Annotated in this window: 19 protein-coding genes and 1 pseudogene; 7 read left to right on the plus strand and 13 right to left on the minus strand. The window is 68.6% G+C overall.

Going from position 1 to position 24755, the window contains the following annotated elements; translation table 11 throughout:
- Nucleotides 1-18: 18 nt before the first annotated feature.
- The 3 genes from AQI88_RS40530 to AQI88_RS40540 form a co-directional block, all read right to left on the minus strand.
- Entirely contained in the window at nt 19-978 is a 960-nt protein-coding gene (locus AQI88_RS40530) for a Gfo/Idh/MocA family protein (protein ID WP_067010572.1), read from the minus strand.
- Nucleotides 975-1961: a Gfo/Idh/MocA family protein gene (locus tag AQI88_RS40535; RefSeq protein ID WP_067010575.1), complete on the minus strand. Its 987-nt coding sequence runs from the start codon at nt 1959-1961 to the stop codon at nt 975-977. Before AQI88_RS40535 ends, AQI88_RS40530 begins: the two co-directional genes overlap by 4 nt.
- 288 nt (nt 1962-2249) lie before the next feature.
- Entirely contained in the window at nt 2250-2651 is a 402-nt protein-coding gene (locus tag AQI88_RS40540) for a DUF6009 family protein (RefSeq protein ID WP_067010578.1), read from the minus strand.
- 653 nt (nt 2652-3304) lie between these two features.
- Here AQI88_RS40540 and AQI88_RS40545 point away from each other — a divergent pair.
- Entirely contained in the window at nt 3305-4387 is a 1083-nt protein-coding gene (locus tag AQI88_RS40545; protein WP_067010580.1) for a hypothetical protein, read from the plus strand.
- 114 nt (nt 4388-4501) lie between these two features.
- Here AQI88_RS40545 and AQI88_RS40550 read toward each other — a convergent pair whose 3' ends face one another.
- A complete protein-coding gene (locus AQI88_RS40550; protein ID WP_067010582.1) occupies nt 4502-6019 on the minus strand; it encodes a DNA primase family protein in 1518 nt (505 codons plus the stop codon).
- Complete coding sequence (locus AQI88_RS40555; RefSeq protein ID WP_244184600.1) at nt 6016-7047, minus strand: bifunctional DNA primase/polymerase; 1032 nt, start codon at nt 7045-7047, stop codon at nt 6016-6018. The genes AQI88_RS40550 and AQI88_RS40555 overlap by 4 nt, the downstream gene beginning before the upstream one ends.
- Nucleotides 7048-8515: 1468 nt before the next feature.
- On the opposite strand from AQI88_RS40555, the pseudogene AQI88_RS40560 reads away from it, so the two are divergent.
- Nucleotides 8516-9164 (plus strand): annotated as a pseudogene (locus tag AQI88_RS40560) (VOC family protein).
- A gap of 229 nt (nt 9165-9393) precedes the next feature.
- On the opposite strand, the gene AQI88_RS40565 reads toward AQI88_RS40560, so the two are convergent.
- Nucleotides 9394-10101 carry a TetR/AcrR family transcriptional regulator gene (locus AQI88_RS40565; protein ID WP_067010584.1) on the minus strand — a complete coding sequence of 236 codons (708 nt, stop codon included), beginning with the start codon at nt 10099-10101 and terminating at the stop codon, nt 9394-9396.
- Between the two features lie 125 nt (nt 10102-10226).
- Between AQI88_RS40565 and AQI88_RS40570 the strand changes: the two genes are divergently transcribed.
- The 4 genes from AQI88_RS40570 (at nt 10227) to AQI88_RS40585 (ending at nt 14558) form a co-directional block, all read left to right on the plus strand.
- Nucleotides 10227-10934: an NAD(P)-dependent oxidoreductase gene (locus AQI88_RS40570; protein ID WP_067010586.1), complete on the plus strand. Its 708-nt coding sequence runs from the start codon at nt 10227-10229 to the stop codon at nt 10932-10934.
- A 213-nt stretch (nt 10935-11147) separates the two neighbouring features.
- Nucleotides 11148-12884, plus strand: a complete 1737-nt coding sequence (locus AQI88_RS40575; protein ID WP_079058145.1) for an alpha/beta hydrolase — start codon at nt 11148-11150, stop codon at nt 12882-12884.
- 910 nt (nt 12885-13794) lie between these two features.
- On the plus strand, nt 13795-14247 hold the full coding sequence (locus AQI88_RS40580; RefSeq protein WP_067010589.1) for a replication initiation protein, RepL1: 453 nt from the start codon (nt 13795-13797) through the stop codon (nt 14245-14247).
- Nucleotides 14247-14558 (plus strand): cyclic nucleotide-binding domain-containing protein, encoded by a 312-nt coding sequence (locus AQI88_RS40585; RefSeq protein ID WP_067010615.1) that lies wholly within the window; start codon nt 14247-14249, stop codon nt 14556-14558. The genes AQI88_RS40580 and AQI88_RS40585 overlap by 1 nt, the downstream gene beginning before the upstream one ends.
- 381 nt (nt 14559-14939) lie before the next feature.
- Here AQI88_RS40585 and AQI88_RS40590 read toward each other — a convergent pair whose 3' ends face one another.
- The 4 genes from AQI88_RS40590 to AQI88_RS44435 form a co-directional block, all read right to left on the minus strand.
- The gene (locus AQI88_RS40590) at nt 14940-16100 is read right to left on the minus strand and encodes a ParB/RepB/Spo0J family partition protein (protein ID WP_067010591.1); all 1161 of its coding nucleotides are present in this window, start codon (nt 16098-16100) and stop codon (nt 14940-14942) included.
- Nucleotides 16097-17362, minus strand: coding sequence for a ParA family protein (locus AQI88_RS40595; protein ID WP_067010618.1), 1266 nt, complete (start codon nt 17360-17362; stop codon nt 16097-16099). The genes AQI88_RS40590 and AQI88_RS40595 overlap by 4 nt, the downstream gene beginning before the upstream one ends.
- A gap of 471 nt (nt 17363-17833) precedes the next feature.
- The gene (locus AQI88_RS40600) at nt 17834-19327 is read right to left on the minus strand and encodes a hypothetical protein (RefSeq protein WP_159050538.1); all 1494 of its coding nucleotides are present in this window, start codon (nt 19325-19327) and stop codon (nt 17834-17836) included.
- Nucleotides 19328-19449: 122 nt separating this feature from the next.
- Entirely contained in the window at nt 19450-20247 is a 798-nt protein-coding gene (locus tag AQI88_RS44435) for a hypothetical protein (protein WP_244184597.1), read from the minus strand.
- Between the two features lie 578 nt (nt 20248-20825).
- Here AQI88_RS44435 and AQI88_RS40610 point away from each other — a divergent pair.
- Nucleotides 20826-22019, plus strand: a complete 1194-nt coding sequence (locus tag AQI88_RS40610) for a hypothetical protein (RefSeq protein WP_159050539.1) — start codon at nt 20826-20828, stop codon at nt 22017-22019.
- Nucleotides 22020-22168: 149 nt separating this feature from the next.
- On the opposite strand, the gene AQI88_RS40615 is transcribed toward AQI88_RS40610, so the two are convergent.
- Genes AQI88_RS40615 through AQI88_RS40625 form a run of 3 tightly spaced genes read right to left on the minus strand, consistent with a single transcriptional unit; the run spans nt 22169 to nt 24621 of the window.
- Nucleotides 22169-22945, minus strand: a complete 777-nt coding sequence (locus AQI88_RS40615; RefSeq protein WP_067010599.1) for an ABC transporter permease — start codon at nt 22943-22945, stop codon at nt 22169-22171.
- Nucleotides 22942-23913 carry an ATP-binding cassette domain-containing protein gene (locus AQI88_RS40620; RefSeq protein ID WP_067010602.1) on the minus strand — a complete coding sequence of 324 codons (972 nt, stop codon included), beginning with the start codon at nt 23911-23913 and terminating at the stop codon, nt 22942-22944. The genes AQI88_RS40615 and AQI88_RS40620 overlap by 4 nt, the downstream gene beginning before the upstream one ends.
- Before the next feature lie 18 nt (nt 23914-23931).
- Nucleotides 23932-24621: a DUF4097 family beta strand repeat-containing protein gene (locus tag AQI88_RS40625; RefSeq protein WP_067010603.1), complete on the minus strand. Its 690-nt coding sequence runs from the start codon at nt 24619-24621 to the stop codon at nt 23932-23934.
- Nucleotides 24622-24755 lie beyond the last annotated feature (134 nt).

Raw genomic sequence — 24755 nt, forward strand, 5'->3', positions numbered from 1 at the left:
TTAGTCGGAGAGCCCCGGCTACGGCACCGGCACCGCTACCTCGACCGGCTGCCCGGTGCGTGCCGACTCCCGGGCCGCCTGGATGATCCGCAGCGTGCGCAGTCCTGTCGCCCCGTCCGGTCCGGCCGCGTTCCCGTCGCGGACCGCGGCGAGGAACGCGCCGAGCATGACGGCGTACGGGTCGTCCCCGCGTGTCACCCAGTGTTCCCGGGAGCCGGCGGCGTCGTATCCGCCGAGCAGTCGCGGCCAGGCGGTGAACTCCAGGCTCGCCTTGTCCCCGATGACGCTCAGGGTCGGTCCGGCCGTGGCCGACGTGTCGCCGTCCACGCTCCAGCTGCAGTCGAGTGAAACAACGGTTCCGTCGGCGTAGCGCACGGTGACGAGGGCGGCGCTCTCTACGTCCGGGGCGGTGCTGAGGACGCTGTTGGTCTGGGCGTAGACCTGCTCCGCGGCTGTGCCGTCGAGCAGCACGTCCACCATGTCCAGCAGGGCGGGCGCGTGGGTGTCCAGGGCTCCGCCCTGTGCCGGTCGCGGGCCGGTGCAGGCCCCGTGCACGGTCGTCAGACCGCCGAGGACCTCACCGTCCGCGATCTGCTTGTGTACGGCGGCGAAGGCCGGGCCGTAGCAGGCCGGGGAGGCGAGGCTCAGCCGTACGCCGGCGTCCGCGCAGGCCCGCACCATGGCCTCGGCGTCCGACTCGTCGGACGCCAGGGGGTGTTCGCACAGCACGTGCGCCCCGGCCGCGGCCGCCCGCTCGACCAGCTCGCGGCGGCGGCCGGTCCCGGCGGTGACGATCACGGCGTCCGGGCGCTGTGCGAAGACCTCGTCCCAGCTCTCCGCGTACGCCGGCCCGGTGTCCCTCCCCCGGGCCGCGCCGTCGGGGTCGGCGACGACCAGCTCCACGTCCGGCAGGGCGTGCAGCAGACGGGCGTAGGTCTCGGCGCGCTCGTGGGCGAAGGACAGGACGGCGACCTTCATGCGGCGGTTCCCTTCAGGGGCAGTTCGACGGCGCGTCCCGTCCGGGCGGAGCGTGCCGCGGCCTGGGTGATTCGGACGGCGGCCAGGGCGTCGTGGGACACCAGACGCGGCTGGGGTCCGCCTCTGAGCGCGTCGGCGAATTCACGGATCTCGGAGAAGAACGGGGATTCCCCGTAGTAGCCGAAGGCGCCGGCCGGGCCGCCGGACACCGTGATCTCCTGGGGCCACTCGGAGTCGTGGACGATCGTGCCGCCGGTGCCGGAGACGTGGTAGGCGACGCGGATGGGCGGCTGCGGGGTCGGGGTCCACCGGGCCACGACCTGGCTGAGCGCGCCACTGGCGTGGGTGAGGACGGCCGTTCCGGTGGCGGCGGTGCCCTCCGGGGCCGGGGCGGCGATCTCCCCCTGGTAGTGGGCGTGTACGCGTACGACGTCCCCGAAGAGCCAGTAGGCGATGTCCACGCCGTGCAGCATCTGGTCGGTCAGGATGCCGCCCGACTCCGCGGAGGCGTGACCGGTCCAGGCCCGGGGGTGGTATCCGGCCACGGTGAACCGGGCGACCGTGCCCGCTCCCAGACGGCCGTCGGCCACCAGCTCGTGGAGCCGGGCGAAGGCGGGGGCGAAGCGGATGTCGTGCGCCGGGTAGACCGGCACGCCGGCCTGCTCCGCCGCGTCGACGATCTCCTCGGCCTCGGCGACGTCGGCCGCGAGGGGCTTCTCGCACACCACCGCCACGCCCTTGGCGATGGCGGCCAGGGCGATGTCCCGGTGGGTGTCCGTCGGCGAGCAGATGTCCACGGCGTCCGCGCCGTCCAGCGCGTCGGCCAGGGAGTCCACGGCCTTGGCCCCGAACTCGTCGGCCAGGGCCGCGGCACGGCCGTCCAGCGAGTGGACACGCACAGACGCCCCGGCGCCGATCCACGCCTCCAGGTGCATCCGTGCTATCAGCCCTGCGCCGATCAGTGCTATCTCAAGCTGCCGCATGGCGTCCTCAAGCTCTTCTTCCCTAGTGGTCGTCTGCACAGGCGAGCCCCACTGCGGGAACCGTCGGGCATGCGCGTGTCGCCACCGACCCCCACAGGAAAGCCTGATCAGTCTCACCCGCACCGCTGACCGGGACCATCACCAACGTGGGTAGTCTCCGAGGCTGCCGCCCGCGCAGACCATGCGTCCGCGGACGGCTCCCCAGAGACCTGCATGGGGGCGCGAACAGCTCTCCGCCCCGGACCCGGGGGCATGGGGCAGCCCGGCCGGGCTGCCCCATGCCCCCGCTCACAGCGGCAGCGTGATGCCCAGCTCCCGCAGCTCCGGCGACTGTGGCCCGCCCTCGGAGCGCCCGGTCTTGCGGCCCTTGCTGCCCGGTGCGAGCGTGCGCGGGTCGACGGCCTCGGCGGGCGCCCCGGTGGCGTACAGCCCTTCGGGGGCGGTGTCGCGGTCGTGCGGGAGCAGCCAGAACACGCGCCGTCGGAAGGTGCCCGACGAGCGGGAGGGCTTGGCTTCCGGGCCGAGCAGCGCGTATCCGACCATGCGTCCGTCGCGGTGGTAGGCGGGCTTGCCGCGCCGCGTCGGGAGCCGGTCCAGACTCTGGCGCACATAGTCGAGCGCGTCTGTGTCCTCCAGCCAGACGAGCTCGACTTCGTGGATGATCTCGTCCTCTGCGATGAGGGCGCTCATGCTGTCTCCTCGTCGGCGACCAGTCCGATGCCCTGGTAGTACTTCTGCTGGTTGGACAGGAGCATCTCCTTGGGCGACGCCAGTCCCACCACCTCACGGACCCGGGCCGCGAGGGCCCGGGAAGAGACGGCCGGGGCTCCCTCATTCTGACATCATGACTTGTAGGCCGCGTAGAGCTGTGCTTGTTCAGCCCTCAGGGAGGGCTCGATCCGGCCCCGGCCGACGTGAGTCGCTGCGTAAAACCCGCAGCTCATCGACCATGTGCTTCCGCCGTCAGCGACCGTAGCGACTCAAGTCTTTATTTATGAACGCGTCCACGCACACCCGCATACACTCGCACACGTACACCCACAGCACGTACACGCGCGAATGTCTTGGCATATCCGGACCTTGGGTCGCTTCAGTCGCTGCCACCCCTTGAAACCGCCTCTGAACTGGCCTTTTATCAAGCGACTCAGCAGCGACCCACCCCCGCCCAGTCGCTGGCCGGTCGCTGCCCGTCAGTCGCTGCCACGAAATGCCCCGCCCGCCGGGAGAGGGACGGCACGGAAGCCGGCCCTGATGGCCCCGAAAGGGGCGGCGCCGCCCGAGAAACGCTCAAGACCGGCCTGAGGCGCATGGTCCGCACCACCGCTCTCGGGTTCACTGACCCAATGGAGTACACCTCGACGACCCGACGCGCCGTCATGCCACAGCGGTCCGACAGTCCAGGAAGCAACACCTCCCGCTCCGCCCGGCAGACGCACCGCGACCGCACCGCGCCGCCCCACTGGTACACCGCGCACCCCACCATCCGGCCCGGCGACGCCCGCGCGGCCGAACGGCTCCTGCGCTCCAACACCCCGGCCCCGGCCACCTACCCGGCCCTGCTCCACGCGGCCCGCGTCCTGCTGCACAACGGCGCCCCCCAGCAGACCGCCACCTGGTGCGCGGAACTCCACCCGCAGGCCCGGACAGCCTCCTGGGCCGCCGCGTTCCGCACCCTGCGCGCCGAGGCCCTGCTCCAGCTCGGCGACCTCACCACCGCCGGGGAGGAAGCGGCCGCGGCCCAGGACGCCATCGGAACCCGGCCCACCTCGCTGCGCCTGTGGCCCACCGCCGTACGGGCGGAAGTCCTCATCGCCCAGGGCCGGTACGAGGAGGCTTCCGCCCACCTCGACCAGCCCGCACCCGACAACGGCTGGGCCGGCGTGCCCGTGCTGCGCGCCCGGGGGCGGCTCCACCTGGCCGCGCACCGCCACCAGGACGCCCTCGACACCTTCGTGGCCACCGCACGCCTGGCCCGTCGGCACGGCACCGGCCGGCTGCCGCACCTGCCCTGGCGCGGCGACATCGCCGAGACACTGCTGTGCTCCGGCCGCGTCGGCCAGGCCCGCGCGCTGCTCACCGAGGAACTTGCCGTCCCCGCCATCGGCCCCCGGCACCGGGCCAGCGCCCTGCGCCTGCTCGCCGTCACCGACGCCCCCGGTCCGCGCCTGCGGACCCTCGCCCGCGCCGTCGGCGAAACGCGCCGCTGCAAGGACCGCATCGAACTGGCCCGGGTCATGGCCGACTACGCCCACGCCCTCGATGCCCTCGACGATGCCTCCAGTGCCGCGTTCCTCAGGCGGGCCACCGACCTGGCGGCCGACTGCGGCCTGTCGCCCACCGCGCTGACGACGGGCCGACGCCCGGCGCCCGGTCAGGCCGGCCACGAGCAGCCTGCCGACGAACTCCTGCACGCCGGAAAGGCCTGACAAGAGACCCGGCCCCACGAGGTACGAGGTACGGCAGCCGGTCCAGCCTGCTGATGTCCTCGAGTCAGACGGGCTCGACCTCGCGGACGAGCCCGTTCTCTGCGACGAGAGCGCTCATGCTGTCTCCTCGTCTGCGGCCAACCCGATGCCCGGGTAGTACTTCCGCTGGTTGGACAGGATCATCTCCTTCGGAGACGCCAGTCCCACCGCCTCACGGACCCGCGCGGCGAAAGACCGGGACGAGACGGCCGGGGCTCCCTCATGCTGGCACCACGTCCGGTAGGCCGCGTAGAGACCGGCCTGTTCCGCCCTGAGGCCCGGCTCCAAACGGCAGGACTCGCCCAGGAAGCGTCCGATGTGGTCCTCGGTCTCCGCGTATGCGGTGGTGGCGATACGGACCCGTTCGGGGCCGGTGAGGTCCTTGTCGCCGGACAGGTAGCGGCGGGCGCCCTCGATGAGCCAGTTGAGGATTCCCGGGCCCTCCTCGGTCACCAGAATGTCCGCAAGGTTGTCGACCTTGCGGTCGTCGGAGACCACGCGTTCGAACGGGATGAGCCGCATACGCCGCCAGAACGCGAAGCCGCCCGTGCCCACCTCCGGACGGTGGTTGCCCAGCAGCCAGAGCTTGTGGGTCGGTTCGAAGCTGAAGAAGTCCTGACGCATCCGGCGGGCCTTGATCCGGTCGCCGCCGGTGAGCAGCTTGACGCGGGCCTCGTCGAACTTGTCGCCGGGCTTGACCTCGCTGCACACGATGACCCGGCGGCCGTGGAGTTCGGCCAGGTCGGTGGGGTGCCCCTCGTAGGGACGGGCCATGAGGAAGCCGGGCGGCGCGGCGTCCGCGTAGTCGCCGAGCAGCTTCACCAGGACGTCCAGCAGGACCGACTTGCCGTTCTTGCCGGAGCCGAACAGGAACGGCATGACCTGCCCGCCGACGTCTCCTGTGATCGAGTAGCCGAGCAGCAGGTGCAGGAAGCCCATCATCTCCGTGCCGTCGGGGCCCTCACCGAAGGTGTCGGTGAGGAACCGGTGCCAGCGCGGCGTCGGCATGGCCTGGGGGGCGGCGCTGGTGGAACGGGAGTGGAAGTCCTTGTTCGGGTCGGGCGTGCGGATCAGCCCAGTGCGCAGATCGACGATTCCGGCAGGGGTGCACAGGGCGTACGGGTCGGCGTCCAGGCGGGAGGCGTTCAGCACCATGCCGGGGGCGGACCTGGCCTGGGTGAGCATCGCGTTCATCCCGCTGGTGCTCAGGGCGCGTCGGCGGTGCTGCTGGAGCGCCGACGGGGTGAACACCCCGCGCGGATCGGTGGAGGCGATGCTCTCGGCCAGGTCACCGGCAGCCCAGATGACCGTGTCGTCCTCGTCGATCTGCCAGCGGGTGCTGTCCCAGTGGTACCAGCCAAGGCCCGGGACGTGCCGGTAGTCGTTGGCGTACAGCTTGACGAAGAGCTTGGCGTTGCCCCGGTCGGTGAGGGTGTCCGGCAGCAGACCGGCGGCGGTCGCCTCGCCGGAGGCCCCTTCGCCAGTGGCGGCCGCTTGCTGCTCCCGGCCCGAAAGGGGGGCGGGTACCTGCGCGAGGATCTGCGCGGCAACCGCGTGGGCGTCGAAGAGAACGTTCTCGTTACGGGAGGTCATGCGCGGCCCCCGAGCGACAGAGGGCGCCGGGAACCGGCGTTGAGGCCGCTGCGGATGATGGGGCCGTAGCGGCGTTCCTGACCGGGGCGGGCCTGCTCTGCCACCTCGGTGAGGGCCTGCTGGGCGGCCGTCGCCGTCAGGTGCCCGGCGGCGACCAGTCCTCCCGCGGTGTACGCGGCCCGGTTGAGCTTCTCGGAGAAGGCCGCGCCCTCCGGAACGGCCGCACAGGCCGCCACCTCCGTCAGTACGGCTGCCAGGGCCCTGCTGGCCGCGTCGCGGCCTCCTCCGGCCGCGATGACCGCCTGGCGGGCCCGGGGCGGCACAGGCCGCGGAGCGGGCACGTGGGCGGGCGGAAGGTGCCCCGTACGGTCCAGCTCACGCGCCAGCCAGTCGGGGAGCGGCGCGGGTTCCCGTACGGCTCCCACAGGCGTGTACGTCCCGGCCGCGGTGGTGGTGCCCGGAGCGACGATGTATCCGCCGTGGGCCCGGACGTCGACCTGCCAGGCGAGGGCGCGGCCGCTCCCCGAGCCGGTGGAGCACTGCCAGCGGTGGCTGGTGTGGGCGCGGTACCAGACGTGGAGGCCTCCGGACGGCGTACGCACACGCAACGTCGTGTCGTCCTGCGCCGGGCTGGTGGCGCCCCGCAGAGCGGCCAGGACATCGAGTGTGTGGAAGCCATTGGCCAGACCGACCAGATTCACGCCGGCGGCGATGGGGATACCTGGCAGTAACCGGTCGCGGGCGGGCAGCGGCTGCTCGTGCGCATCGATGTCGATGATCACCAGGTTGGCCGGACCGCAGGCGACCCCGACTCCGAGGCCGGGAGCCCGGGTCCACCACTGCTCGATACGGGCGAAGTCCAGGGAGGCAGCATGGAACCCGTGGCACCAGCGACCGGCCCGGAGGCAGGGACACCCGTGATGGGTGTGCCCCGGCTGGCGGCACGCGTCGCAGTTGCCCGCAGGCGTCTTGCGTCCCGGTGCCAGCGGGTGGACCGGCCAGCCACGACTGGCACACCACCTGGCGATGGCCAGGTTCGGCGCAGCGACGGCGGGCACGGAGTCGGTCTGCCCTGAGTCGCTGCGTGAAACCCACAGCTCATGAGCCACGCGCATCCCCCATCAGCGACTGAAGCGACTCAACGACGAACATTAGATTAGCGAAGCTGCGGTGACAGGGGGGACGACGGGGGAGTAACGGCACGTCGTGTCGGACAAGAAGCCCCCAGCGACTGAAGCAACTGACCACCAGCGACCGGACTCCCTTCGGTCGCTCCGTCGGTAGCTCCACAAAACAGCACGTCAAACCCTCTGCGCAAGCCAAAACAGCGACTGAAGCGACTCAAGGCCCCTATATATGAAGCGCACGCGCATACACGCACACGCACGAATGTCTTGATATACCCAGACCTTCAGTCGCTTCAGTCGCTAATGAGCCGTCAAACCCCGTCTGACCTGGGGTTTTATCTGAGACCAAGAAGCGACCGAGAGAAGCTTCGGTCGCTCTTCTTCAGTCGCTCCCCCGCCCCGTCCCTTTCAGGCCAGTGACCGAAGCGACTCAAGCGACTGTGCACCGGAACTCGAGCCGCAGGTGCTCCCCCATCGCCTGCTTGCAGCAGCCGCACTGCTCAGCGCCGTCGACGCGTTTGCTGCAACAGGCCTCCCAGGACGACCTGCCGTCGCCCACGAACGCAGGCGCCTGCGCAAGGCCTCCGACTTGACCCAGGCCCAGACAGCGACCGCCTCGGAGACGCGCCGCGAGACCGTGGCGCGCTGGAACCGGGCAGGACCGAACCGCGCCGCCCCAGCGCGGTGCCTACGCCCGGCTCCTGGAGAAACTCACCGAACGCTTCCTCCCCCCAGCCAGGGAACGGGCCTGAGCCCACTGCGCCAGGGCTTTCACCGGGCCTGTCGGCTCGCCCCGTGCAGGTGCAGCCGTGACACCGGCCCTGAAGGCCCGCTCCCGCCCCGTTGCCTGGTCCTGGACGTGCCCGCCAAGACTCTTCCCGCGCTGGTGGATTGGAGGCTGGCTGAAACGAGATCGTGCAGGCAGGCCCGCCTGCACCGCAACGGCCGCGACGCAGACCCGGTCCTCGTCCTCTCCCCCGCCGCCCTGGAGCGCTACGGCCTGCCCCCGCCCTGTCGGAGAAGGAGCGGCGCGCTGGACGGCTCACGGACGGACAGCCACAAGGTCGTCGGCAACTCGCACGCGCGGACTGGAAGCTGACCCAGCGTGGCTTCGCCGCCTGGGCAAAGACCTGCCTCCCGCACCACGGCGGTCACCAGCGAGTGTCAGGCAGCCAGAGGTCGTGCCGATCGAGGCGTACGTGTGAACCCGGCAGACCCGATCATGGCGCTGCCGGTGGGCGCGATCAGGGCGACGGCGAGAGGCGGCATCGGCCGTCCGGACAGACAGGATGTCGTCGGCCAAGCGAGTTGCTCTCTGTTCGGCGACGGCGCGGATGTCGTGGCAGAGCGAGTGCATAGGATCACCGGCGTGGCACTGCGACCTGTGATGGTGAACATAAAGGCTCTTGATCACTCGGCGGTCGGCCGGTTCTGGGCGGAGGCGCTCGGCTGGAGTGCTTACAGCCCCGGCGTGACCACCTACGTCGTTGCACCTCGATCTCGCCACCACCTCTGCGGCTCATCAGACGGAGTTGGTCGCGCGCCTGAAGGCTCTCGGTGCGACGCCCGCCCACGTGGGCCAGGGCGAAGTGCCGTGGACGGTCCTCGCCGACCCCGAGGGCAACGAGTTCTGCGTGCTGGAGCCTCGGGAGATCTACCGGGACACCGGGCCGATCGCCGCAGTGGTGGTCGACTGTGCGGATCCGCGGGCCATGGCCCGGTTCTGGGACGAGGCGCTGGACTGGACCCTGCACGAGGTGACCGACAATCATGCGGTGTTGCGCTCCGCCAAGGGTGTCGGCCCGTATCTCGAGTTCCTCCGCACGCCCGGCGTGAAGACCGTGCCAGACCGTGTCCATCTTGACCTGCTGCCGTACCCCGGTGACGACAAGCCAGCGGAGGTGGCCCGGCTGCGGGCCCTCGGCGCCACCGACCTCGACGTCGGCCAGGGCGACGTCCCGTGGACGTGCCTGGCCGACCCGGAGGGCCACGAGTTCTGCGTCCTCGCCCCGTCCTGACGCGGAGCCTTGACGACACTCCGACACGTGAGCCTTGTGTGCCCATGCGCCATGCCCCTGGGTGGGTTGGGCTGCGGCGTCTCGGCCGATTCGGGCGGCGAGAGCCTGCGTGTCGGGTGCGAGATCAGCTCGCTCGCCGACCACAACACTCAACTCGCCAACTGCGAAGGCTCGGGCGAAGCCGCAGGCGCCGGCGACAGTTCGGGGAGCCTGACGGCACTTCGGGCGTTCAACTCCGGCGCGGGACACCCAGCATCTGTACGAGCTGGGCGAGTTCCTCCTGGAAGAGCTTCTCCGGGCTGGTGGTCTGGGTGTGCATGTGGCCGTAGACCTCCAGTGACACCAGGCCGTGCAGGTGTCCCCAGATCCGCAGGGCGAGGGCGACGGCTGCGGGCGGCAGGTCGGGGAATGCTGGCCGCACTTTGTCGAGGAGCCCCGGGTCGAAGTCGGACCAGTCGAAGGCGCTGTCCTCGTAGAGGTGCTGGGCGTGCGGCCATGCGGCTGCCGCGAGTGCGGTGAGTCCGGTACAGACCCGGCGTGCGGCATCCGGGGCGGGGCCGCCTTCGGGGGCGTGGTAGCCAGGGACAGGGTCGCCGTAGATGAGCCGGAAGCCCTGGGGGTTCACCAGAGCCCAGGTCCGGAAGGCGGTGGCCCATGCCCCGATGCGGATGGCGGGATCCGTGGCGGGGACGGTCTCCCAGGCGGCATCCACGGAGTCGGCCAAGGCGGTGTAGACATCGTTGATGAGCGTGGTGACCAGGTCGTCCCGGGTCGCGAAGTAACCGTAGATCGCGTTGGCGGTCATGCCCATCTCGCGGGCGATGGCCCGCAGAGTGATGGCGTCCGGGCCGCCCGAGGCCATCAAGGCCAGGGCCACCTTCTTGATTTCGGCCGTGGTCTCGGCCCGTAGCCGCTCGCGCCTTCCGCTGCTTCCCATGACTGTCACAACAGGCACTCTACAGCGTCAATTTACTTAGCCCCGTGCATAAACTTCACGGCGTATAGTTTCTGCGCGGCGTCACCTCTAGTGGCGTCCCGCTTCTGCATGCACAGGGGAGAACCATGCACATCGGAGTCATCGGAGCCACGGGCACCATCGGCAGCAGGGTCGTCACCGAGGCCCTCGAGCGGGGCCACCACGTCAAGGCGTTCAGCCGGGACGCCGCTCAGACGCAGCGCGAGGAGCGTCGGGACAACATCACCTGGGCGAGCGTCGACGTCCTGGACCCGAAGAGCATCGCCGGCGTCCTGCCCGGACTCGACGTCATCATCAGCGGATTCCAGCCGGGCAATGCCGCCAAGGACTTCGCTGACACAGTCCGGCGCTCGATCGCCGACCCCACCGTCTACGCCACGGCGGCACGGGCCCTGCTGAAGGCTCTGGAGAGCCATCCACGGACCCGGCTCATCGTGATCGGCGGGGCCGGAAGCCTCGAAACCGAACCGGGAGTGGTGCGCGCAGACTCCGACGAGCTGCTGTACGCCGCACTCGACCAGCTTGGACTGCCCCGCGAATACGCCGCAGCGGTGCGCGGCCACCGCGACGCCCTGAACGTCCTGCGAACCTCGAACCGGCTGTGGACCTACTTCAGCCCCGCAGAGGAGATCGCCCCCGGCGAGCGCACCGGCCGCTTCAGGATCGGCGGCGACCAGCCGGTCCTGGACGCTGACGGCCGCAGCCGCATCTCGGTGGAGGACACGGCCGTCGCCTTGATCGATGAGGCGGAGCTGCCTCGCTTCGTCCAGCGCCGATTCACCATCGGCTACTGAGAGCCACAGCCCGCATCCCCGTGGGGGGATCTCATGATTTCCCCACGGGCAAGGGCGACGTCCGTCTGAGCCAACCCGGTTGGTCGGCCGGCGGTTCGGCCATGTGGCCGCGGTCGGCTCGCGCGCGTTGCCGGGCTGCGATGCCGTTGACGCAGATGCGTGGCGACGTCCAGCGCAGAGGGCGTCCGGCCCTCGGCCGTGGAAGGACAAGGCATGCACATATCTGGACCGACAGCGGGCCGTCGGTTCTGTGCCGCGGTCATCGCCGCGTTGGTGACCTGCCCGACCTTTCTGACCGGGCAGAACCTCGCTGCGGCCGGAGGTGTTCCCACACCTTCGGTGCCGGCCCCGAAGCTGGACTGGAGACCCTGCGTTCAGGGCAGCCCGTTCGACTGCGCGACCGCGAAGGTGCCGCTGGACTACAACAACCCAGGTCGTCGCACCATCGAACTGGCAGTCGTCAAACGGAAGGCGACCGACCCCGGTCGACGCATCGGCACCCTGCTCTTCAACCCCGGCGGACCCGGCGGGCCAGGAACGGTCCAGATGCCACAGAACTACGGGTCCTTCCCGCGCGAGGTGCGGGAGCGGTTCGACATCGTCAGCTGGGACCCCCGTGGGATCGGCAGCAGTACCGCGGTGAACTGCTTCGCGCCCCCCGGGGAGGCCGCCGCGTGGAACGCGGGCAAACCGGCCGGCGTCCCGGTGGGCGCACAGCAGCGGGCGGCCGTGTTCGCTGCGTACCAGGACCTGGCCCGGCGCTGTCAGCGGCGTGACCCCGAACTGCTGCGCCATGTGTCGACCGCCGACACCGCTCGCGACCTCGACGGGCTGCGCCAGGCGGTGGGCGATGCGCAACTCACCTACCTGGGAATCTCCTACGGCACGATCCTGGGCGCCACCTACGCCAACCTGTTTCCCGGCAGGGTCCGCGCCATGGTCCTCGACAGCGACATCGATCCGCAGGCCTGGACGAACCACGCTTCCGACACGGACCCCCGGCTCACCACGTTCCTGCGTATGGGCTCGGACCGCGCCGCGGCAGCGGTCCTGGACCGGTTCCTCACCCTGTGCGGATCCACGGACACCGCGGGCTGCGCCCTCTCCGCCGGCAGCCTGAAAGCGACCCGGGACAGGTTCGACCAGCTGATGCGGCGGCTGCGGGCGCATCCCGTGGGTGAGTGGACCTACGGCCGCACGGTCGCCGACGTGGTGAGCAGCCTCTACTTCGTCCACCCGGGCTGGACGGACCTCGCCGGCAGGCTGGGGGACCTCTGGCAGGGCCGCGTCCCGAAGCCGTCCCCGCTCCCGGCCCCGCCACCGGTCCCGCAGCCGAATCCGTACCTCGGCGAGGAACAGGCGAGTGCGGTGCTCTGCGGCGACAGCCCCAATCCGCGTGACCCCGCCGCCTACCACGCCATGGCAGAGGCCGCCGTCGGCCGCGCGGCCGACGCCGGACGCTTCTGGACCTGGGCCACCGTGGCGTGTGTCTCCTGGCCGACCGTCGCGGCCGACCGCTACCGCGGCCCGTGGAACAGGCCGACGGCACACCCCGTCCTGCTGGTCGGCACCAGGTACGACCCTGCCACTCCCTACGCGAACGCGCAGGCGCTGGCTGGGGAACTGGCCGACGCCCGCCTGCTCACCCACGAGGGATACGGTCACACCGCGCTGACCAATCCCAGCAGCTGCGTGAAGACGTACGAGAGCCGGTACTTCGTCGACGGCACGCTCCTGCCGGCCGGAACGACCTGCCGGCAGGACGAGCCCCCCTTCCCCGCGCCCAAGCCGGTCGGCGGCGTCGCCACCGGCGGCGGCGGGTCCGGCACCGTCACCGGCGAACCCCTCGAGCGCGGCGCCCGAGGCCAGCCGCAGCCCACGGCTCGCTGGTTGACAAGCATCACTGGGAATCAGTCTCCGTGCCCGGACGCGAAGAAGTGCCCCGCATGAGACTCGGCGAGCCCCAGAGGTCTCTTGCCGGTGCAGGTGAGTGCCTGCGCGCGGGTCACAGACACCCCAGTGGCGGGGGACGGACCGCGCCGTGCGAAAGCTTGGGTCCGTGGTCGCATCCCGAGCGTGGTGCGGCTGCGTGGTACCAGGGGCCTTCGCCGGCCCCTGGACCCCGCTGCCCCACCACTTCCCGGCGCGAATCCGTTTCGTCGTGGCGCGGACCGTGCGCACCGGAAAGCGGTGGGTTCGGGGTGGGCGAAGGAACCTCGCCGACCGACCTCAACGGGTTCGGTCGAGTGCAAGCCGCAGGCCGGAACGGGGCGCCTGTTCAGGGGCTGAGGTTCGTTCGTCCTGCGTGTGTGCGTCGGCGGAAGGCAGCGGCTGGTGGGCACCGATGAGCAGGCGGGCTCGGGGGGACAGTCACACGGTGGTTGCCCGGCGGTGACGTGTACGGCGGGGCTTCCTACTGGATAAGAGAGCACCCCCGCCAATAGGCCTTTGACCTGCACAAACACCTCGAACAACCAAGATCGACGGAACTGGCAGGCAGTTCCACCGATCGCCTAGGACGATCCTCGGAACTGAGTACCCAGATCCCTCGGACGTACTACAGCGTCTGAGGGATCTGGCACCACGACTCACCAAACCGTGACCACGACCGAGCAAACTGCCACCACGGTCAGAGGAACTGGGTACCCAGTTCCTCCAACCGCACCAGATTGACGTGACGTACATGAGTCCGCGTCGCAGCGGCCGAGATCTGACGGCGTGAACCCTGAGCGTGACGGCAGCCGACACGGCCGACAGGCAGAGTTGATTGACTTCCTGCTCATGTACGTTAGGTTCATCAGGTCGGCCTCACAGCCGTCCCTCATGAACTACGCATCACCCCCCTTGCACGGAGGGCCCGTTGGGAGCACTACGCAGACTGGTCGACGCCGACACGGGTGAGCCGATCCCCTATGCGCCATACGCCTTCTCCGGCAGGCACACGCAGGTCGATAAGGCACGTGTCGAAGCGATCACCGAATCCAAGGCGTTCACGCCCAGCCAGAAGTTCCTCATTCTGTGGTGGATCGGGGTCTCACCGGAAGGCATGGAGCCGCTGAGGGCCACTGGAGCGGACATCGCCAAACGAGTGGGGATGTCCACTGATGCCGTCGGGAAGATCAACAGGAAGCTGGCCAAACATCGCATCCTGGTTGTTCGAGGACGCATCGGCAACTACAACTTCTACCGCATCAGCCCGTACATCGCCTTCCATGGAACAGGCCTTGAGCAGCGAGAAGCGGTAAAGACGTGTAACCCGCCGGACATCCCCGGATTCGATGACAATGCCCCTGCACGGTGGGAGGTCCAGTGATCAGCAGCGACGACAAGCAGAAGAACCTCGAACTGCTCGAGAAGACGGCTGGCATGACAGCCAACCAGCGTCTCGTTGTCATGCTGTACGCCCTGCACCCGACCGACCGGTCCGGCGCCGTCCTGGAGACCGCCGCGAACCTGGCCAAGCTCGTCGGCATGGCTCCACCCGTGTTCTCCCGGACCCGCAAGCAGGTCATCGAAGCGGGCTGGCTCGAGGAGACCGAGAGGATCGGCCACATCAAGTACTACCGTCTCGACCCGAAGCGCATGGGCGAGAACGTCGTCGTCCCTCTTCGCCGCGCAACCTGACGTCCTGCGGAACGCACCTCATTGACGTCACGTACATGAGGTGCGTTCCGCAGGACGTTCTCCTTGACCTCCAGTCATGGAGGAGAGCCCCGATGGAGGAGAGCCCCGGTCGATGCCGGAGCCGCAGAGGCGTTGGAGCACGGTGATTGCCTTGAGCGCCTGCCCGATCAGGAGTACGGCGCATGCCTGGTCGGTGACGATCACCCGCATGATGCCGTTCGAACCTGCGTGGGCCCCTGTAGGGCCCGACCGTGAGCCGAGCTCGCTGGTCCCCGAACGCGGGCGTTGTCCTCCGCGAGCCTCACCCATCTGAATGGTCACCAACAGCAGAAGGGACAGCTCTGACGTTCAGAGCTGTCCCTTCTGTCGGGCCCTTTGGGTTCAGCCCACCCGAGCGGCGGCTTGCTCAACGAAGAAACGCGCCACCTCCCCGAGCCGGGCTGGATCCCGTTCCAACGCCCTCGTGCTCAGGAACCGGAGCAGGTCGAAGAAGGTGTCGTCCGAGGCGATCTTTGCGTCCAGGAGCATCGCCAGGGAGCCGGGCTCGTCGTACGGCACCCTCCGAAGTCGCGGCTCCTCATCGACGGTTTCGGTCGTTCCCGGTGTGGACGCGTGAGCGCGCGGTTCGGGGATCGCCTCCGAAGTCGTGGGCGCTGCTGAATCCCCCGTCGTCGCGGGGGTGCCGGGGCTGCTGGTGATTACGTCGTAATCACCAGCAGGACCGTCCTCAGCTGTGTCCCCACCCTGTTCACCGACGGGACCTGCCTTCGCGCTGTCCACGAGTCCATTGGTGGTCTGCTCGTGCTGGGCCGTGGCTGTACGTGTCCCTTCGTCCTCCTTCCGCGCCCGCTCCGCCTTCAGCGCTTCCAGAACTGCTTCCTGCTGCTCGGCCGGCTTGTTGCCGACTGCCCGCAGCAGGTCGATGGGCTCCTCGCCGATGCGGGCCTGCAGTTCGGGAGTGAGATGGAGAAGCGCCAGGCGTTGGGACACCCAGCCTTGGGAGCGATGCAGACGCTTGGCCAAAGCCCGCTGACTCCCGTGAATGACCAGGAGTCGTTGAAGGGCACGGGCTTCGTCGATCTCCTCGAGGTCTTGCCGGTGGATGTTGGCGACCAGGGCCGACTCGAGAAGTTCTTCCGAGGTAGCCCCCTGGTCGTCGCTGACCATGACCTTGATGGTGGCGAGTCCGGCCTCACGAGCGGCGGCGAGGCGGCTGCTGCCGTCAACCACGACGTGTGTGGTGTCCGGCTCAAGTGCGGCTTCCTGACCCGGGTTGGCATCGACGTAAGCGTCACGGTTCATGACCGTGATCGCCTGCTTCTGCCCGTGAGTCTTCAGGCTGCCGGCAAGGTCGGTCAGGTCTCCGAGAGTGGAGCGCGGGTTGTCGGGATTGAGGCTGATGCGGTGGACGGGAAGTTCCGTGGGGGCGGCTACGCCTTCGGTCGGAACCCCCGTGGCCGCGGCCACGGCCTGGCGACGCGCACTGACGGGACGCACTCCCCCGCCGAACCGACCGGCGCCGAGCTGATCGGCCTTGCTCACATGACCTCCCTGGCCAGGGCGCGCATGCCGACGGCCTGCTGCGACTTAGGCGCGTAGGACAGCAGGGGTTGTTTCACTCGGACGGCTTCCTTCTGTTCTTTGAGGTCGCCGATGAGGCCGACGACCCGTGGATCCTTTATGTCGACCCATCCCTGGAGCGACGAGGTGGCGATGTACCCGCGACGGGAGTCGTAGAGGTTGACGACGATGCCGAGGTAGTCGATGTCGACCTGGAGGTCGCCGCGCAGGTCGTCGATCTGGGTGGTGAGCAGCTCGTAGGCGTCTGCTGAGCTGTCTTCGGCCTGGACGACGATCAGGGCCCCGGACTGGCCGGGCTTCTCGCTCTCGCGGCGGCGCCCGTAGTAGGCGGCAGCGTCCATGCTGAGGCCGAGGCTGGGCGGGCAGTCGACGATGATTACGTCGTAATCGGCTTCGAGCGGAGCGAGAGCCCGCTCGAGGGCGGCTTCCCTGGCGCGTACTGCGGAGAGGCGTACGTCGAGAAGAAAGGCGTCGTTGCAGGCGGGCAGGAGATGGAGGCGGCCGCCGAAGGCCTCGTCGTCGACGGAGACGATGAGGTCACGGAGGTCGCCCTTGGGGTCACCTGCCATGTGGTTGGTGAGACTGTCACCGTTCATCGGCAGGGGGGTGGCGCCGAGCTGGTTGGTGAGGTGGCACTGCGGGTCGAAGTCGACGAGCAGCACGTTTTGGCCGGGGCCCGGCAGGTTCTCGATGTCGAGCGGGTTGTCCTTAAGTTCCGCCTCGTCGGCCTGGGTGTCACTCGCCCGAAGGGCCTTGGTGAGGGCCTTGGCGACGCGTACGGGGTGGAGGGTGTTGGCATCTTCGGCGAGTGCTTCACCGAGGCCGGCGGTGATGGCGGTCTTGCCGACACCGCCTTTCTGGTTGCAGACGATGATGCGGCGGGTGATCTCCGGCCGTTCCACGTCCGGGGCAGGGTTGACGTCGAGCCAGAGTTGGATGGACTGGGCAAGGCCCTGAATAAGGGAAATGCGCCGATCCGTTGCAATCTGCCGGAACTCCTCCCACTGCCCGGGGGGCAGGAAGGTGGAGAACGAATCGGCACCGGCGGTGTCGACGGTGTCAGTGGCGGAGGCCAGGTTGCACCAGTCTCTGATGCCCTGTTCGACCGCGGCCTGGATCTCGATGCCGTGCTGAGCGGCCCTGACTTTGAGGTTCTGCCGGAGCCATCCCGGCAGCTTGGAGACGACCTTCTCGCGGTCGTTGGAGGTGGCTGGCGAACTCATGAGAGACACCATACTAACGTTCATGATCGTTCGTGGCATCGACACGTTAGCTAGACCAAGTTGGGTCACCGTGTGAGGACGCCCCAGGGTGATTACGCCGTAATCACCCTGGCAGGGTCCTGCCTCCCGCCCAGCTCATGACGACATAACCACTCCCCCACGCCAGGCCCGCCCCCTCAGGTGATTACGCCGTAATCACCTGAGATCGCAGCTGCAGCGTCGGCGTCGGGGTGCCACGTCAGATGACCTCCGGTCTCAATGAAGTTGGTCGTCCGCGGACCCCGGCGAGCAGTCATCACTCCCCCGCCAGTCCTGGCCCCCTTGGGTGATTACGGCGTAATCACCCAAGGGCGTGGCTGGCCGTAGCATCAACGTCGGCGCGCCACGTCACAGCGGCCCAGAGGTCACGCCAGCTGCCGTACTCCGATGCTGGATCCCCGGGAGTGCTACCCGTTGCCGCGTTGCCTCCTGTCAGGAACGTCCCAGCACACGGGTGAGGCCGGCGACAAGCGTGGTGGCGAGTAGCCATCCCAAGGCGATGAGCACGTAGGCGAACCACTGGAGTCTGTTCGTCGGCAGGAACGCCTTCTCCTGGCCGAAGTCGATGATGGGCAGCAGGAGGTCGAGTGTGTAGACGGTGGGGTTGAAGTCCGGGCCATGGCCGGGGTCGCGGGGACGAGGCTCGCTGATGCTGAAGACAACCGTGCCGAGGACTGCAAGGGCGACGAGCCACCCGCCGGCAAGGGCTGGACGGTAGCCATATCCCGCGACGACGTCCTGCAACCAGTCCCAGATCTTCGTTGCCCACGGCAGCGTCGAGCGGTGGTGACGGTACTTGGCGCGTAGAACCCTGCGGGCTTCACCGTCATGACCGAGTACCCGGTAGGCCGCCGCCAACTGCTCGTAGGGGAGAGGCAAGTAGTGCCCCTCGAGGTTCTTCCGGAGCCAGGCGAGCCGAAGCGGGGTCGAGCGCGGTGGCAGCGGTTCGAGCCGCTCATAGGTGAGCGCATCCAGGTCCAGCAGGGGACCTCCCTGGGCACGGTCGATCAGCTTGCCGACGGTGGCCCCGCGCAACGACACGGACTTCGTGTCCGTCTGCGCTGTGTCGATGTCCAGACGCCGTGCGTAGATCTCGTCGAGCCGGATCGCCGGCTCGACCGCGGGAACCTCGTACACCACGGCTTGCGACAGAAGTACCTCACCGTTGATGCATGCGCCGCTCAGGGCGATGCCGTGCGCCACCCTGATCTCCGAGGCCCAGAACGTGTCACACGTCAACAGCTGGGCCCCGAGCCCTTGTTCCGCGCCTGCGTGGCCGATGTCGGCCAGTCTCAGGTCGACACCCCCGATCCGTGCGCCGGCGAGAGCCAGCCACTGCCCCACGGACAGGCCGAAGCGACCGTTGAACCATGACCCGATCGTGAGGAGATTTCCGTTGATCCAACCGTCGACCCTCGCACGGTCGAGGTTGAGGTCGATCGTGATGGTGCTCCCTTGGATCCAGATGTTTCCCTCCACGACCGTGTCACGCATGTCGAGCCCTGGGCAGGTCAGGGCCTCCGCGCTGAGCTCGGGCAGGTAGGACCCGCCCAGGTGGACAGCGAGCGTCGAGGCGTGCCGAAGGCTCAGGGTCTCGGAGAAGGAGCAGCCGTCGAAGTCGATCTCACAGCTGACGGTCGCAGAGGTGAGGTCGAGTGCACCGGTCACCCGGGCTCCCGTGACACGGAGCGCACGAACCTTCCCAGGACGCGCGGACGGACCATGGAGAAGCAGGACAGCGATCACATGGGCTCTGATCTGCCGCTCCGGCCCCCAGGCCGATCCAGCCGAGGGATCGTCATCAGCTTCCGTACCTGTGCGGAAGTCCAACACGCTGCCGTCACGGAAGGCGGACCAGAGACGGCGCTCAGGAACGCTCCAGTCATCTGGCGGTGACAGGTCATCGGGGTCCGGGCGATGGGCCATGGTCCGTTGTACGGGAACCCCGCTCCCCGCACCAGGGCGCGGGTCGGAACCCAGCCCGGAGCACCTCGGCTCGGCCCTTCCAGCGCAGCGCCGGAGCCAACCCGGGCAGGACCGGTCCCCCGTCATCGGCGGAGCAATTCCTCGGCAGCCGCGCAAGCCGCCCTGGCTTCATCAGTGGAGCACGCCGCTTGCGGATCCTGCCGACCAAGCTTCCGCAGGACACGGACGAGAGCCTCCAGATACGTGCCGAGACTCACCATCTGTGTTGCTGTCGTGCAGTGGGGGAGTACCGCTTCGATCTGCTCCAGCCAGAACTCCACGTCTTCGTCTTCTGCCAGTTCGCTGCGGCAGTCAAGGAGTCGCTGGGCCACTGGCACGAGGAGCTCGTGGCGACGGGCCGCTTCTTCCTCAGCCCGCCGCGTGGCAAGAGCCCGGGCTTCAATCCTGCGCTCAGCCTCAAGAACGGCCTCAGGCGTACGCCGAACCGCCGGCTCCCCTTGGGCTGCGAGCGCAGCCGCCCGCAGCCGGGTCGCCTTGTTGTACGCCGCGCTGGGTGTGTTCACCGCGAGGGCAGGCATCAAGTCCGCCCACTCTGCCCGCGCCGACCGTGCATCGGCGACAGCCCTGGCCTGGTGGACGTCCGCCTGTTCACGCACGTACTGCCACAGACGCACGCGTGTGATCGCCGCGTCGCGTCGCGCCTGGTCGTCCTTCAGGGCTCCTGCCTGTCTCTCCAGATAGACGAGAGCTTTGAAGAGCTCTTCATCATCCGGCATTTGGTCAATCGATGGGTCCTCAGCATCTTGGTGTAGTTGGCGCAGCTCGCCTACGACCGCTGCAACGTCAAGGTTGCCGACCCGAAGGGGCGCTCTGAGCAGGGGTTTTGTGGGCGGAACCGTCTTCCGGGTACGTCGTGGCATGCGACTGATTCTGTCCTCCTAGGCGCGTTTCACATACTGTGAATCAGCTCCGGCTCCGCGGATTTTCAGAACGCAGCGGCCAAACGCCGGACCTGATCGAGAAACCGACTGGGCTTGGGCATGCCTGTGTACCAAGTCAGGCGGAGGCACCGACCATGCCGTAGGGCGACGAGTTCGCCCGCGAACCCCCGTCGGGAAGGCACGCGTCCACCCATACCGCCACCGCAAAGCTCTCGTCGAGGGCGAGGCTGCTCCACCAGATCCGGTGGCGTACGGACCGCTGCGCCGTACGACTGCACGAGGAGCAGCGCGGGTGATTGCGTGTCGACAGGACGCACGGGGACGAGGAGCGTCGAATCACGGTGACCGTGGCACGTGTCGAGGCGTAGGGGCGTGGCCGTGAATCGTTCCTTGCTTCGTCAGGTTCTGTGTCTTCTTCAGGCAAGGGGTCCGGCCACGGGTGGTGCAGGTGCCGATCCGGCACCGCCGCAGGTCCTCGAGGCCGGCCAGGACTTGTCGGAGGGGTGGACCGGTGTGCCTGTCATCGTGTGTATGGCCCGGGCGGGACAACCCCCGCGGTGATCTTTCCCTCTTCCCCTGTGAGTGAGAGAAGGGATGCCATGAGGGGGAGCTGGCAGCGAGCGGTGGCCGTCGGTGTATGCGGCGGGGTACTGAGTTGTGGGGTTATGGCGGTGCCGGCCGCGGCCGACGGGGACCCTCCTAGGATCACCCAGGCGTATGCGGGCCCCCGCCCTGGAGAGGCCATCGGTATCGATCTGCTCAACTACAAACGAAAGCCGGGCGTGGACCTGGTGGCTGAGTCGCCGGTCTTCGCGGCCCCGATCCGGATGGACGACCCTGCTGGGGACACCGGCGGGTTGGGCGTCAAGGCGCCCATCCCGGCGTCGGCCAAGCCCGGATCGTATCCGCTCGTCGTCAAGGCCCGGGGCAAGGTCGTGGCCCGTGACACCATCGACGTCAAGCCGCCGAAACGCCCTTCCATCGAAGTGGACGAGGGCGGCGTGAGGCGGCCGGGCACGAAGGTGCGTCTCTTCTTCGACGACCTGTACTCCGGAGAGAGCGGGAAATTCTTCACGGCCCACTCCTCGGCATTCACCTCGCCGGTGCGCCTCGCACACGACAAGGAGTCCTGGAACAACACCCGCGTTTTCAGCGCCCTGAACGTGCCGTTGCAGTTCACACTCCATGACGGGACGTACGCGGTATGGGTGACCGATGGGGACGGTAGACGGAAGGCGGAAACCCGGCTGGAAGTCCGCTCGGCGCGCCCCGGCGACGCCGACTACCTGGGTAAGGCCAAGGGCCCCGCGTTCTTCGGAAAGGCGGATTCTCCGCTCAGTTCCCGGGTCAAGGACTTCACGATCGCAGCGGGCAGAACCGTGTATGTGAGTTGGCAGGACGCGTCCCCGGACGCGGGGGAGGAGGAGCGGTTGACCGCGACATCCCCGGCGTTCGAGGCCCCGGCCAAGTTGACGTTCGATCTCCTCAAGGGGCATGAGATGGACGCCCCGATGTTCTGGGGCCCGGCGCGGATCAAGCCCGGCCTGAAGCCGGGCAGGTATCCCGTGACCGTCGTCAGCCACCGCGGGCGAGTGAAGAAGACCAGCAGCCTTACTGTCACCCAGGGTGCCACGCATGATGATGGGGTGCCGTCGGTTGTGTGGGTGGGTGTGGGTGCCGGAACTCTTGTTCTGGGTTCTGCGGCTGTCGTGCTGCTGGTGCGGTGGCGTAGGCGGGCGTCTGTTTCCTGATCCGCAGTGGTTGTGTCTTTGTTGTGTGTGGGTGTGGGTGTGGTTGCTGGGTGTGTGGTTGGGGCGGCGTACGCCGACTTGGGTTGTCGGTGTGCGCCGCCCTGGGGGGTGGGTGGGGTTGCGGGTGGTGGCCCGCGTGTTCATGTCGTCTATGTGGGGTTGTGGTTGAACTGTGTTTTGGACCAGCGGTAGCCGAGTGCGGTGAGGCCGAGGCACCAGGCGATGGTGATCCATGCGTTGTTGCCGGTGTCGGTGCCGAGGAGGAGTCCGCGGAGGGTTTCGATGGCGGGGGTGAAGGGCTGGTAGTGGGCGATGGGCTGGAACCAGCCGGGCATGGTGTGGAGGGGGACGAAGGCGCTGGAGATGAGGGGGAGGAGGATGAGGGGCATGGCGTTGTTGCTGGCGGCTTCGGCGTTGGGGCTGGCCAGGCCCATGCCGACGGCGATCCAGGTGAATGCCAGGGCGACCAGCGTGAGCAGTGCGAATGCCGCGAGCCAGTCCAGGAGGGTGGCGTGGGTGGAGCGGAAGCCCATGGCGAGGGCGACGGCGCCGACGAGGGCGACGCTGGTGATGGCTTGCAGGACGCTGCCGGCGACGTGTCCGAGGAGTACGGAGCTGCGGTGGATGTTCATGGTGCGGAAGCGGGCGATGATGCCTTCGTTCATGTCGGTGGCGACGGAGACGGCGGTGCCGATGACGGTGGAGCCGATGGTCATGAGGAGGATGCCGGGGGTGATGTAGGCGATGTAGGCGGAGCGGCCTGCGCCGCCGCTCATGGTGTCGCCGAAGATGTAGACGAAGAGGAGGAGGAGCATGACGGGGGTGAGGAGGAGGTTGAGGGTGAGGGAGGGGTAGCGGCGGGCGTGCAGGAGGTTGCGGCGCAGCATGGTGGAGGAGTCGCGTAGGGCGAGGGTGAGGGAGCTCATCGGACGGCCTCCTTGGGCTGGGCGGGCTGGGCGGGGATGCTGGTGGTGCTGGTGAGGGCGAAGAAGACGTCGTCGAGGTCGGGGGTGTGGACGGTCAGTTCGTCGGCTTCGGTGCCGGCGGCGTCGAGTCGGTCGAGGATGGTGCGCAGTTCGCGCTGGGTTCCGTCGCTGGGGATCCGCAGGGTGAGTGCCTGGTCGTCGCGGGTTGCTTCGCGCAGTGTGAGGGCGGCGGTCTGGTAGGCGGCCGGGTCGGTGAACCGCAGTTGTACGTGTCCGCCGGGGATGAGCCGCTTGAGTTCCTCGGCGCTGCCCTGGGCGGCGATTTTGCCGTTTGTGAGGACGGCGATGCGGTCGGCGAGCTGGTCTGCTTCTTCCAGGTACTGGGTGGTGAGGAAGACGGTGACGCCGTCGGTGACGAGTTCGCGGATGATCTGCCACATGGTGTGGCGGGAGCGCGGGTCGAGTCCGGTGGTCGGTTCGTCGAGGAAGATGATTTTCGGGTTGCCGACCAGGGTCATGGCGATGTCGAGGCGGCGTTTCATGCCGCCGGAGTAGGTGGACGCGGGCTTTTTCGCGGCCTGGGTGAGGTCGAAGCGTTCCAGGAGTTCGGCGGTCACTCGCCGGCCCTCACCGCGGGGGAGGTGGTTGAGGTCGGCCATGAGGAGCATGTTCTCTTCGCCGGTGATCAGGCCGTCCACGGCGGAGAACTGTCCGGTGACGCCGATCGCGGCGCGTACGGCCTGCGGGTCGGTGGTGAGGTCGTGGCCGCCGACGCGGAGGGGGCCGGAGGCGGGGTCGGGGGAGATGAGGGTGGAGAGGATTTTGACGGCGGTGGTCTTGCCGGCGCCGTTCGGGCCGAGCAGGGAGTAGATCGTGCCCGCGGGTACGTGGATGTCGATGCCGTCGAGGACGGTCGTCTCGCCGTAGGACTTGCGCAGGCCGTTCGCCGCGATGGCCGGGTCGCTCATGGGGGGGTGCTCCCTTTTTCAGAGGCTGCGGGCGGTGATGTCGCCGTGGGCGGTGCTGGCGTGGATGTTCAGGCCGGCGGTGGTGTCGGTGTTCCTGAGCGCGTTGTGGATGCGGCCGTAGGTGGTGCCGGCGTCGAGGGTGGCGGAGACGGTGTGGGCGGCGCCGACGGTGATGTTGCCGTGTTCGGTGCGCAGTGTGAGCGTGCCGTGTACGGCTTCGGTGATGTGGATGTCGCCCTTTTGGGTGCTGATTTCGGCGGGGCCGCCGAGGCGGCCGAGGCGGATGTCACCGGCGGCGGTGGTCAGGCGGGCGCTTGCGGTCTCGTCGAGCTTGACCGTGGCCTGCGCGCCTTCGAAGGTGACGTCGCCGAGTCGTCCGACACCGCGGAGTTCGGCGCTGGCCGCCTTGGCCTCGATGTGGGAGCCGGCGGGCAGCTGGACGGTCACCTCGAGGGACCCGGAGGCGCCGAGGATCCGGTTCTTGGCCGCCGTGGTCTGGATCCGCAGGACCCCGTCGCCGTAGACGACCTCGGTCTGCTCCGCGGCCTTCACGTCACGGCCCTTGGAGGCGTCGGCGGGCAGGATCTCGACCGTGGTGTCGGTGCGGTCGGCGGCGATGAACCGGATGCGTCCGGCGGGGATGTCGAGGACGGCCGAGACCGGGGCCGGGGTGTGGAACTTCTGCGTCGTGCTCTGGTTCTTCTGCATGGTGTGCTCCTTCGTCCCGCTGTTTCCGATGACAGAAACGCTACGTTGCATTCAGAGATCAGGCAACATACTCGTTGCGTATAATTGCCATTAGTGCAGGTAGGAGCCAGGAAATCGTTGCAATGGTTTTGAAT

The organism is Streptomyces cellostaticus (assembly GCF_001513965.1).
Lineage (GTDB): Bacteria > Actinomycetota > Actinomycetes > Streptomycetales > Streptomycetaceae > Streptomyces > Streptomyces cellostaticus.